Origin of the sequence: Anaerovirgula multivorans (assembly GCF_900188145.1) — a bacterium.
Lineage (GTDB): Bacteria > Bacillota > Clostridia > Peptostreptococcales > Natronincolaceae > Anaerovirgula > Anaerovirgula multivorans.
Genome location: NZ_FZOJ01000002.1, coordinates 1 through 12,440, shown reverse-complemented (window position 1 = coordinate 12,440; position 12,440 = coordinate 1). Strand labels below are relative to the sequence as shown.

General features: G+C 35.8%; 11 protein-coding genes. 8 read left to right on the top strand and 3 right to left on the bottom strand.

What is annotated here, in order from left to right; genetic code table 11:
• Positions 1–16: 16 nt before the first annotated feature.
• Entirely contained in the window at positions 17–355 is a 339-nt protein-coding gene (locus CHB72_RS02095) for a hypothetical protein (RefSeq protein ID WP_089281222.1), read from the bottom strand.
• On the bottom strand, positions 352–900 hold the full coding sequence (locus CHB72_RS02090; RefSeq protein ID WP_089281221.1) for an RNA polymerase sigma factor: 549 nt from the start codon (positions 898–900) through the stop codon (positions 352–354). Before CHB72_RS02090 ends, CHB72_RS02095 begins: the two co-directional genes overlap by 4 nt.
• 345 nt (positions 901–1,245) lie before the next feature.
• Between CHB72_RS02090 and CHB72_RS02085 the strand changes: the two genes are divergently transcribed.
• The 3 genes from CHB72_RS02085 (at position 1,246) to CHB72_RS27670 (ending at position 2,798) form a co-directional block, all read left to right on the top strand.
• A complete protein-coding gene (locus CHB72_RS02085; protein WP_089281220.1) occupies positions 1,246–1,884 on the top strand; it encodes a cyclase family protein in 639 nt (212 codons plus the stop codon).
• A gap of 34 nt (positions 1,885–1,918) precedes the next feature.
• Positions 1,919–2,536 carry a signal peptidase I gene (gene lepB / locus CHB72_RS02080; protein ID WP_089281219.1) on the top strand — a complete coding sequence of 206 codons (618 nt, stop codon included), beginning with the start codon at positions 1,919–1,921 and terminating at the stop codon, positions 2,534–2,536.
• Between the two features lie 127 nt (positions 2,537–2,663).
• Positions 2,664–2,798 carry a hypothetical protein gene (locus CHB72_RS27670; RefSeq protein ID WP_278277799.1) on the top strand — a complete coding sequence of 45 codons (135 nt, stop codon included), beginning with the start codon at positions 2,664–2,666 and terminating at the stop codon, positions 2,796–2,798.
• Between the two features lie 52 nt (positions 2,799–2,850).
• On the opposite strand, the gene typA is transcribed toward CHB72_RS27670, so the two are convergent.
• Complete coding sequence (typA, locus tag CHB72_RS02075; RefSeq protein WP_089281218.1) at positions 2,851–4,668, bottom strand: translational GTPase TypA; 1,818 nt, start codon at positions 4,666–4,668, stop codon at positions 2,851–2,853.
• A 477-nt stretch (positions 4,669–5,145) separates the two neighbouring features.
• Between typA and thiS the strand changes: the two genes are divergently transcribed.
• From thiS to CHB72_RS02050, 5 genes are all read left to right on the top strand, one after another.
• Complete coding sequence (thiS, locus tag CHB72_RS02070) at positions 5,146–5,343, top strand: sulfur carrier protein ThiS (RefSeq protein WP_176431144.1); 198 nt, start codon at positions 5,146–5,148, stop codon at positions 5,341–5,343.
• Between the two features lie 403 nt (positions 5,344–5,746).
• Positions 5,747–6,283, top strand: coding sequence for an NADH-quinone oxidoreductase subunit NuoE (gene nuoE / locus CHB72_RS02065; RefSeq protein WP_089281216.1), 537 nt, complete (start codon positions 5,747–5,749; stop codon positions 6,281–6,283).
• A gap of 3 nt (positions 6,284–6,286) precedes the next feature.
• Positions 6,287–8,041 carry an NADH-quinone oxidoreductase subunit NuoF gene (locus tag CHB72_RS02060; protein WP_089281215.1) on the top strand — a complete coding sequence of 585 codons (1,755 nt, stop codon included), beginning with the start codon at positions 6,287–6,289 and terminating at the stop codon, positions 8,039–8,041.
• Positions 8,042–8,061: 20 nt separating this feature from the next.
• Positions 8,062–11,640, top strand: a complete 3,579-nt coding sequence (locus CHB72_RS02055; protein ID WP_089281214.1) for an NAD(P)-binding protein — start codon at positions 8,062–8,064, stop codon at positions 11,638–11,640.
• A 615-nt stretch (positions 11,641–12,255) separates the two neighbouring features.
• A partial coding sequence (locus CHB72_RS02050) for an NAD(P)/FAD-dependent oxidoreductase (protein WP_141131293.1) occupies positions 12,256–12,440 on the top strand: 185 nt, incomplete at its 3' end.

The following is a 12,440-nucleotide window of genomic DNA, read 5'->3' as shown; positions in this document are numbered from 1 at the left end:
GATAAAAGCATAATGACTAATATCTATTGCTTATACACATATTTAAATCTCCATAATTCATTTCAACGATTTCATATTTTGGTTGAGGCGAATTCTCTGGTAAAAGGAAGCTATGTGCAGATATACCTATTAGAATCATAAGAATAACTGCAAAAGCGGGTAAAGAAAATACAGGGAGACATATTTCCTTTTCTAGAAAGCGAGAAAAGGGAGATAAAGGCCTTTGCTCTTCAGATATCGTCAAAAGCTTATGCCTAAAAGCAGTATCCATTTTTAAGTTTCCAGTGGCTTCAGTAAACAAGTTTTTAATCTTTGTATCCAGCTGATGATCATCAAACTTTATTTTTTCCTTCACTGAGCAACACCCCTTTCTACTAATAATTCCTTCATATGTTCCCGGCCTCTTTTCAATCTTGATTTCACACCAGATTCTGTGAGGTCTAATATGTCGGCAATTTCTTTGATTTTTATTTCCTCATAGTAATACAAATACAAGACATCTCTATATTTTAAAGGAAGAGACAAGAGCAGATTTCTCACCTTCACTTTCTTCTCCTTAGTTTCTAAGTATTCTTCGGGCAGAGGTGAAGTGTCTTGAATATCTATTCCTTCTTTAAAATCAATGCTCTTCAGCTTCTTCCTTCTTAGTACATTTTTAGCTTTATTAATAGTAACCCTTGTAAGCCATGTAATAATTGAACTTTCACCTCGAAAAGTTTCAATATTTTGATATAGGGCTAAAAAGCTCTCCTGTACGACATCCTCAGCTATTTGTTGATCTCCAACAACAATGAAGGCGAGACGTAATAATCTATCACCGCAATCATCAATTAGCTTCTTATAGGTAAGAGAATTTTTATCCCTTAACTGCTGGGTCATTAACTTTTCCTGTTGATTCACGGCATTAGATCCTCCCTTCTAATTATTAGACACACAACTGATTATATAGTTGCAAAAAGCTATTCCACTTCTACTTCGTTGAAAGTTTCTTGTTAGTATTAATTTTACTAGATTTCTGATGTATTGTCTAAAAAAGTTAGAAGTCCTGAAGGAATATAAATAAAGGCTTGGAAGGAATTAGCAGAAATTTGTAGAAGTATAAAAATAACGAGACAGTCTAAATTTAATTATAAAGACGTATATCTATATAATCGGTTTTCATGTTAGTATAAAGAGAGATCATAACATTTAATCTCAAAAGAAAGGGTAATGCAATTTTAATATTACATTATACAAGGTGAGTATATGAAAATAATCGACTTGACACAGGTAATGCACGCAGATATGCCAGTATTTCCAGGAACAGAAAAACCAATATTTTTTCCTGCAAACACGCTTGAAAAGGATGGCTTCATAGAAACAAAATTATCTTTATACTCTCATACGGGTACTCATATTGATGCACCTGGACATATGTTGCTAGGAGCAAACTTACTTAATCAACTGGGAATTGACCACTTTGTTGGAAAGGCAGCTGTTCTTGATTTTACTAATATTGAGAAACAAGAAATATCTAAAGAAGATTTATTGAAATATGAAAGTAAGCTGAAGGATTTAGATTATGTATTATTAAAGACGGGATGGAGCCAGTACTGGGGTGAAGACAAATATTTTGATGGATTTCCTTTTCTCACAGTGGAGGCGGCGGCTTGGTTGGCTGGTTTTAATCTAAAGGGAATTGGAGTAGATGCAATATCTATTGACGATATGAAAACGACTACTTTTCCAGTCCATTATAAACTATTTGAAAATAATATGATAGTTATTGAAAATCTTACAAATCTAAACTTAATCAATGAGGAAATTTTTGTTTTTTCATGTTTACCTTTAAACTATGAGAATGCTGATGGCTCACCAGTTCGGGCGGTTGCTATGTTTTTTTAACTGAACCCATATCATTAAGAAAGAGAGTGAGTTTATGAAGAAAAAAAGGATAATAAAAGAAATATTGGAGTGGAGCAAAACCCTTCTTTTCGCTTTGCTAATTTCTATATTGATCAGTATATTTATTTTTCAACCCTCTATAGTGAGTGAAGCCTCTATGGAACCAACGTTAGAGGGGGAGAGTTCTTTTGATGCCGACAAGGTTGGAGATCATGTAATGATATTTAAAAGTGCCTACATATTAGGCAAAGACCCTAAATATGGTGATATTGTCATCATTGACAGTAGAGTAGATAGAAAAAGGACCTTAAAGGACGAGTTTGTAGACAACCCTTTAGTGAGTAGGATGATCAATAATAATACCGATAGACGTTTTTGGATAAAAAGAGTAATCGGTGAAGCTGGAGATTTATTAGAATTTAAAGAAGGCAAAGTGTATCGTAATGGAGTTGCGTTGGTTGAAGACTATATTAAAGAGGATATGCTTTATGATTTTGAACCAGTAGTAGTGCCTGAAAATCATGTTTTTGTTATGGGAGATAATAGAAATATAAGCTTTGACAGCAGAGCAATTGGTTCTATACCTGTCGAAAATGTGCTAGGAAAAGTTTTTATTAGATTTTATCCTCTTAACAAAATAAATATGTATTAACACAACCATTATAATGACTCTATGCTAATGAGGCATATTGATCTATTTTTCACTAGAGGATGGAAAATTATGAATTGAAAATATGTCTCATTGTATGTAATCTAATATAGTAAGGGGAGGAGAATCCATGATGAGTCTTAGTTTTCTAGCACTGTTGATGACTCCTATCTATTTTGTTATTCCAGCTATGATGCTATACTTTGTTGTAAAATTAGCGGTGAAGCATGCTATAAAAGAATTGAAGGATGATAGGATACTTTAAAATGAAAAAAAAGGGGTATAGCTTTAGCTATACCCCTTTATCATGACTACTATTAACCTTGAGTTCTACGTTGTGTTCTTTCTCGAGTTACTTTATCCAATATTCTCTTGCGAATACGTATACTCTTTGGTGTTACTTCTACTAATTCATCATCTGCAATAAATTCTAATGACTGCTCTAGGGAAAAAACTATAGGAGGAACAAGTTTTAGAGCGTCATCTGATCCTGAAGCTCTTACATTTGTTAATTGTTTTCTTTTACAAACATTTACAGCGATATCCTCTAATCGGGAGCTTTCTCCTACAACCATGCCTTCATAAACATCAGTACCAGGAGAAATGAAAATTTTGCCTCTTTCCTGTGCGTTATAAATACCATAAGCTACTGCGGTTCCACTTTCAAAGGCAATTAGTGAACCCCTTGTTCTTACACGAAAATCTCCTCTATAAAGATCATATCCGTCAAATAAATGATGGAAGATACCATAACCCTTTGTATCTGTTAAAAATTCTGAACGGTAGCCAATCAGTCCACGGGCAGGGATTCTAAATTCTAGCTTCATCATGCCTGTTCCTGTAGGATGCATATTTTGCATTTCAGCTTTACGTTGTCCAAGTTTTTCAATAACAGAGCTAGCGTTTTCTTCAGGCGCCTCTACAAAAAGTCGTTCCATAGGCTCTAGTAAACCCTCTTCAGTTTTCTTCATAATAACCTGAGGTCTAGATACAGAAAATTCATAGCCTTCACGTCGCATGGTTTCTATAAGGATCGATAGGTGAAGTTCACCTCTACCTAAAACCTTAAAGCTATCGGCAGATAATTCCTCCATACGCATTGCAACATTAGATAGCATTTCTCGCTCTAAGCGATCCTTTAAATGACGACTGGTTACAAAAGTACCTTCACGACCAGCAAAGGGACTATCACTTACCATAAAGGTCATGGAAATGGTAGGGTCATCAATTTTAATATAAGGCAGTGGTTCTACTTTATCGACAGAGCATATAGAATCACCAATATTAATATCGGCTATACCTGATATCGCAACGATTTCTCCCACTGTAGCTGTTTCCAGCTCTACACGTTTTAACCCTTGGAAATTGTAAAGATTACTGATTTTTACATTGACTAACTCATCTTTTGTAGTAGCTAATACAGCACTTTGTCCCTTATTAATTGTACCTCTTGCAATTTTTCCAATACCAATTCTACCAATATACTTGTCATAATCAATAGAGGATATAGAAAGTTGTAAACCATCTTGGTCATCACCTTCTGGAGAAGGAATATGATCAAGTATTGATTCGAATAAAGGAGCGAAGTCTACTCCTTCTTCATCAGGAGATAGGGTAGCAAACCCATTCTTAGCTGAAGCATAAATCGTTGAGAATTCCAACTGTTCATCGCTTGCTTCTAAATCAATAAATAAATCCAGCACTTCATCTATTACTTCTGCTATCCTAGCTTCTGGACGATCCACTTTATTTACTACTACAATAGGTGTTAACCCTTGCTTTAGAGCTTTCTGGAGAACAAAACGGGTTTGCGGCATGGGACCCTCAGAAGCATCCACTAATAGAAGTACGCCATCCACCATATTCATAATTCTTTCAACTTCTCCACCAAAATCAGCATGTCCCGGAGTATCAATAATATTGATCTTTACATCTTTATAGGAGATTGCTGTATTTTTAGATAAAATTGTAATGCCTCGCTCTTTTTCTAAAGAGTTAGAGTCCATTACTCTTTCTTCTAATACCTCATTAACTCGGAAAGTGCCGCTTTGTCTCAACATTTGGTCAACAAGTGTTGTTTTTCCGTGGTCAACATGGGCAATAATTGCTACATTTCTAATATCTTTTCGTTGCATCTGTTTTCCTCAACTTCTTTCTATTTAAATTATCATAAATCCTATAGAATTGATCCATAGGGAGATATTTTTAAAAAAACCACATAGAAAATTTTATCACAAACTAAACTTTTCCACAATCATTATATAAATATACCCTCTGTACTTTAGTTTTAATAAACAATGATAAATAATAGAGCTCTATTATTTTTGACAACTAAGTGTGTTTTTACTACAATAAAAATTTTGTTAAGACTGCTTTTGGGATGATAGTAGGGAAGTATCTGCTTAAACTTCCTCTTAGAGGAGGTTTCTTAATACAATTATGTTCTCTATAGGAAAAAAATGGTACTAAGGAAGGCTTCACTTTCTCTTTGTTGAATAGTAATATTTAAGATAAAGAAATCGTACAATGAATTGAGTGAGGTTTGGTTAACCTGTCCAGGTTAGCTGCAAGTCAAAAGATAAGTACTGAAAAAGGAGGAGATGAGGCAAAGGATGAAAATTACAGTGAACAACAAAGAAAAATTTATCCCAGAGGATTATATAATACAACAACTATTAAAGGACATGAACTTAAGCTTTTCAGTTGCTATTTGGGTGAACAATCAACAGCTATTACAAAAGGACTATGGGACCTACAGGTTAAAAGAGAGTGATAAAGTAAAGATTTTTAAACCCATTGGTGGAGGATAAAAATAATTTGTTAACAATAAAAATAAAAAAATAACAAAAAAACTATAAACATGTTTACAAAGTAAGCATGTTTATATTATATTGGTATTAGAAATAAAAAAACAATTTTCACTAAATAATCTACTTGTTTTCAAAAGCAGACTACTTTGCAAATTGATATTGTTTTTTGTCGACAGAATGATATAATAATAGCAATTATGCGAATATATCTAAAAATTTGAAATATTATAGTGGCAAATGGTGTCAGCCACTAGCACAAAGTGCTCATTTAGATAGAATAAAAACTTCACTTGAATAAAGTTCCACTTTGTCTTTCTTTGGGATTGAGGATATAACTTATAGAAGAGATGATTAAATTTAGCGACAAAAAATAAATTAAGCTATGTAAAAGGGAGTGAAATGAATGAATTGTTGTGGAGGAAGTAAGGCAATTGAACAAAAGCAACAAGATGTAAGTATTGATTTCGTAAAATTAAAGGAAATGTTTAAAAAGTATGATGGAATTGATGGAAGTTTAATCAGCATTCTTCAAGAGGTTCAAGAAATGTATAATTATTTACCAATTGAAGCGCTTAACTATATTGCTGAGGAGACGGGGATAAAGCCTACCAAAATTCATGGTGTTGCTACTTTTTATACACAATTTCGACTTAAGCCAATTGGGAAATATTTAATTATGCTTTGTCAAGGTACTGCCTGTCATGTAAATGGTTCGAAGGCCATTGAAGAGGCTATTTGTGATGAGTTGAATATAAAAGAGGGTGAAACAACAGAAGATAATTTGTTTACTTTAAACAATGTTGCATGTCTTGGTTGCTGTAGCTTATCCCCTGTAGTGATGATTAATGGAGAAACCTATGGAAAACTGACAACCGATATGGTAAGAAAAATTATTAGAGATATTAAGGAAGCTGAAGAAAAAGTACAAAAGGGGGCTTAGAGCATGAAAATTATTGTGGGGCAAGGAAGCTGTGGGATTGCTGCTGGAGCAAATAAAGTATATGGAGCTATAGAAAAAGAATTAGAACTACGTGGTTTGGAAGTAGAGCTAGCCCTCACTGGTTGCATAGGTATGTGTTACTTAGAACCCATTATTGATGTAGTAGATGATCAGGGTGAGAAAACAACTTATGTGAAAGTGACACCGGAAATGGTGGAGGAAATTATTGAAGCAAGTATGATAAAAGGTGAGAAGATAGAAAAATATACTATTTCTGATGGAGATCAAAAGACCCTTGAAAAGCAGCAAAGAATTGCTTTAAGAAATTGCGGGATGATGAATCCGGAAAGTATAGATGAGTACATAGCCAGAGGAGGCTATAAGGCTATTGAAAAGTGTATTAAAAGCACCACCCCTGATGAAGTGATTGAAGAAATTAAGGTATCAGGATTAAGGGGAAGGGGAGGAGCAGGATTTCCCACTTGGTTTAAATGGAATGCTGCCCGTCAGTCTCCTGGAGATACAAAATATATCATTTGTAACGCTGATGAAGGAGATCCAGGAGCATTTATGGATAGAAGTATATTAGAGGGAGACCCTCATAGTCTTATTGAGGGAATGCTTATAGGTGGATATGCGATGGGGGCAAAAGAGGGTATTATTTATGTAAGAGCTGAGTATCCACTTGCTATTTTACGGTTGAAAAGGGCCATTGAAGATGCTAAAGAAAGAGGTTATTTAGGCAAGAACCTCTTTAATGAGAATAGATTTGATTTTAGTCTAAGAATTAAAGCAGGAGCAGGGGCCTTTGTATGTGGTGAAGAAACAGCTTTGATTGCATCCCTTGAAGGAGAAAGAGGAATGCCAAGATTAAAACCTCCTTTCCCAGCTCAAAAAGGTTATTGGCAGAAACCAAGTAATATTAATAATGTTGAGACATTGGCAAACATACCTTGGATTATAGAAAATGGTGGTAGTGCCTTTGCAGCTATGGGAACAGAAACAAGTAAAGGAACCAAGGTTTTTGCTTTGACAGGAAAGATAAAAAATGGAGGTTTAGTGGAAGTACCTATGGGCATTCCTTTAAAAGAGGTTATTTATGATATTGGTGGAGGAATTAAAGAGGATAAAGCCTTCAAAGCAGTACAAATGGGGGGACCTTCAGGTGGATGTATTCCTACTAGCCTGCTAGATACTTCCGTGGACTATGATTCCATAACTAAAACTGGGGCAATTATGGGTTCTGGCGGAATGGTAGTGATGGATGAAACTACTTGTATGGTGGATATGGCTCGATTCTTTTTAGATTTCACTCGTAAAGAATCCTGTGGGAAATGTATTCATTGTAGGATTGGAACAAAAAGAATGCTAGAAATATTGACCCGTATCTGTGCAGGAGAAGGACAGGATGGAGATATCGAACTGCTAGAGGAGTTAGGTGTCAAAATTAAAGAAGGCTCTTTGTGTGGATTAGGACAAACAGCACCCAATCCTGTACTAAGTACGATACGGTATTTTAGAGATGAGTATGAAAAGCATATTTACGATAAAAAGTGTCCAGCAAAACAATGTGCTAGTCTCCTCACCTATTCTATCAATATTGGAAATTGTATTGGATGTACATTATGTGCTCGAAACTGTCCTACAAATGCTATCTCAGGTGAAAGAAAAGAAGTACACAGCATCGATCAGAGTTTATGTATAAAATGTGGTAAATGTCAGACGGTATGTAAATTTAAAGCAGTAGAAGTAGAGTAGTAGGATAGGGGGAAATAGATATGACAAAGATAAGACTTAACATAAATGGAAGAGAAGTAATAGGTCATAAAGGTCAGACTGTACTAGACATCGCCAGAGAAAATAGTATAGAGATTCCTACCATGTGTCATGATGATAGAGTACAAGCCTATGGTTCCTGCGGACTTTGCGTTGTAGAAGTGGAAGGGGTGCCGAAGCTATTGAGATCCTGTGCCACTGAAGCAAATGATGGCATGATTGTCTTAACGGATACACCAAAGGTTAAGAGTTCAAGAAAAATTGCTTTAGAACTTCTTTTATCTGATCATGTAGGAGATTGTCGTCCACCATGTGTGAGAGCCTGTCCAGCGAAAACCGATTGTCAAGGATATGTGGGTTTAATTGCCAATGGGCAGTATAAAGAAGCAGTAAAATTGATTAAAGAACAATTACCTCTTCCTGCTAGTATAGGCAGAGTATGTCCACATCCCTGTGAGGAAGCTTGTAGAAGAGAACTGGTGGAAGAACCAGTATCTATTATGTGGCTAAAAAGGTTTGTGGCAGATATAGATTTAAGAGATAAGGAAGAATTTATTCCAGAAATTAAACCTGCAACAGGCAAAAGGATAGCTGTTATTGGTGGAGGTCCTAGTGGGCTTACTGCTGCTTATTACCTTGCCAAGGAAGGTCATCAAGTGGTTATTTATGAAGCAATGCCAAAGCTGGGAGGAATGCTTCGTTACGGGATTCCACAGTACCGTCTTCCTAAAGAAGTGCTTAATCAAGAAATAGCCATTATTGAAAAAATGGGTGTGAAGATGATCACTGGTATGAGGATTGGTAAGGATGTTCAGCTGAATCATTTGAGAGATACCTTTGATGCTGTATATGTTTCTATTGGGGCATGGAATAGCACGAAACTAAACTGTCCGGGCGAAGACCTGGAGGGTGTTATTGGTGGTATTGAATTTTTAACAAAGTTTGCTGTAAACGAACCAGTTAAAACTGGTAGAAGAATTGCTGTAGTTGGCGGAGGAAATACAGCAATGGATGCCTGTAGAACTGCCATAAGATTAGGAGCCAAAGAAGTTTATGCCCTTTATCGTAGAACAAAGGTGGAAATGCCTGCGGAGGATGTAGAGGTAGAGGAAGCAGAAGAAGAAGGGATCACCTTTAAGTTCCTTGTAAGCCCAATTGAAATTATCGGGGAAGATGGCAAAGTATCTAAGGTACGTCTACAGAAAATGCAATTAGGAGAAGCAGATGCCAGAGGAAGAAGATCTCCTGTACCAATCGAAGGAGAAGAAGAAATCATCGAAGTAGATTCTGTTATTGCCTCCATAGGCCAATCAGTGGATAAAGAGGGATTTGAAGAACTGGAATTAACAAAAAGAGGCACGATTTATAGTGATGAGAATAGCTTTTTAACCAACCTACCAGGGGTTTTTGCTGGTGGAGACGCTACCAATAAAGGACCAGCCATTGCGATAGAGGCAATAGGTGAGGGCAAAAGGGCATCACAAGTTATCTGTAGATATTTAGAAGGAGAAACGATTCCATATAAAGAGCCTTTCTATGTGACCAATGATGATTTAACAGAAGAGGATTTTGAAGATAGAGAAAAAAGCTATCGACCTTTTATGAGTCATCTTTCGCCTGAATTTAGAAAAACAAACTTTGAAGAAATTGTAGCTGGATATAGTGAAGAAGACGCTAAGAAGGAAGCAGCACGATGTCTTGAATGTGGTTGTCATGATTTCTTTGAATGTAAATTGCTACAATTATCAAATGAATATGATGTACAGCCAGAAAGATTAAGTGGGGAAGTTCATAAACGGGAAGAAAAAGAAAATCATCCTTTTATTTTAAGAAATCCTGATAAATGTGTTTTATGTGGTCTTTGTGTTAGAACCTGTGATGAAGTCATGGGAGTTGCTGCATTAGGGTTAACCAATAGAGGGTTTGATGCTATGGTTGAGCCAGCATTTGGGACACCTTTACAGGAAACCAACTGTATTTCCTGTGGACAGTGTATTAACGTATGTCCAACTGGAGCACTTCAAGAAAGATTAAACATAGCAAAATCTGTTCCAGTAGAAACAAAGATTACCACCACAGTATGTGGATATTGTAGCGTTGGCTGTAATATCAATATTCATGCCAAGGGGGATATGCTGGTAAAATCTGTACCAGAAAGAGAAAGTAAAGTGAATGAAGGTTTAGCTTGTGTAAAAGGCAAGTTTGGTTTTGATATCGGACAGCAGGGTGAAAGAATATCAAAACCATTGGTTAGAAAAGAAGGCAAACTTCAAGAGGTTTCATGGGAAGAGGCACTGCTTTATACTGCTAAAAAAGCGCAAAGCTTAAATTTATTATATGGTAATAACTCTGTAGCCGTTTCAGTTTCAGATCGATATACAAATGAAGAGATTTATTTAATTTCTAAATTTGGCAAAGAAGTACTCAATACTGCTAACATTTGCAGCTTTAATAGTACCGGGGCAAGTATTGAAACCGTATTAGGCTATGATGCCTCCACCAATACCTTTGATGAACTATTGTCTACTGAAACTATCCTATTGGTTGGAACGGATATTATGAAAAACCACACGATTGCTGGACTTAAGGTGAAGAAGGCGGTTGAAAATGGTGCAAAGCTTATTGTTATCAATCCTTTCAAATCTCAAGTAGATGAGTGGGCCCATAGAAAAGTGACACCTTCAAATGACATTGTATTCTTGAAAGAGATTACAAAGGCTCTAGTGGAGAATGGTTGCAAGACAAAGGCTGAATGGGTAACTGGATTTGAAGCATTGAAGGTAGATTTAGAAAATGTTGTAATTAGTGATGAAGCTAAGGAAATAGCTAAGCTTTATGGAGCCACTAAAAAAGCAATGATTGTGTTTGAGGAAAACAGCATCACGTCTGATGCAGCAAAACTGTTGGCAAATATGGCAGTTATTTCAGGGCATATAGGTAACCCTAGAAATGGAATTGTACAGCTTAAACCCAATGCGAATAGTCAGGGTCTCAGGGACATGGGGGTTGAACAAACTACGGAAGCTATTGTCAAAGGCATACAAGAAAAAGAAATAAGAGGCTTATTAGTCTTCGGAGAAGATATCCCTCATATGAATCTAAGTGGATTAAATTTTTTAATGGTTCAAGATACTCATTTAACTGCAACTGCCCAAAAAGCTGATGTTGTTTTACCTGGTGCAAGCTTTGTAGAATCCAGAGGAACCTTTACAAACTCTGAAAGAAGAATTCAAAAGGTTAATCAGGTAATAAGTGCCATCACTGAATACGAAAACTGGCAAATCATCATTAAACTTGCCAATGCCCTAAGTCAAAGTATGGTATATGCTAGTCCCGATGAAATCCTACAGGAAATAGCTAAAACTAAGAGGGAATATCGTGGCATAGATAAGCAGCATTATGGTGAGATTTGGCCATTAAATGAAGGACCAGTGTTGTATAGAGAAGGCTTCTATTTTCCAGATAAAAAAGCAAAATTACAGGTTGTTGGAAATGGGTTGCTATTTACACAAAATAGTAATACCAATAATTTAACCAATAGCTTTATAGAATTATTAACAAAAGAAAAGGTAAATTATTAAGGTGTGAAAAGCTGAGTTTTCCTTGAGAAAACTCAGCCTTTTCTTGTATAGATAACCAATTTTAAACTTTAATTGCACTCTGTGAAAGTGAATGACAGCAAATCAAAGATTTGGGTCATCTACTTTTGATATACACGGTCTACGGTTTCGCCCAAAACCATGGGCTGCAAATGTAGCCCTTAGTATATCAAAAATTCACCTTGTATAAGCGACTGACATGGAATCATAGATTTCAGTCATCTGCTTTAAGTTCTGTAGTTGGCTACCTATAATAGAGAGATGAGATAAAGATAGAAAAGTGTAAAAATAAATACGATTATAAAATAAACAAGTTTACAAACAGAAGGGACCATGATATAATATTAACGAAGACGATAAAAATTTACATTATTAGCTAATATGAGATAGACAGAAAACCTTTGCATGTCGGGAGTCGAAGGATGTTAACTATAGAAAGGATACCTTTCCATGCAGAAGTGTTAGAAGCGATAGATGATGTATTTGTAGAAGATTAGAAGGTCCACTAAGTAGAGTATTCAAATATGATTAATCTAGCCTAATTTAAGGCAGATAATATAATATGTATATTAATAAGATAGATAAGAGGTGAATAGTATGGAAAAAGTGTATGATGTAATCATTATCGGGGGCGGTCCAGCTGGTTTATCTGCAGGGCTATATGCTGCTAGAGGAAAGATGTCAACATTGATACTAGAAAAAGATAGAACAGGTGGACAAATTGTAACGACTAATGAAGTGGCTAACTACCCAGGTTCTATGGTAGATGCAACAGGACCCTC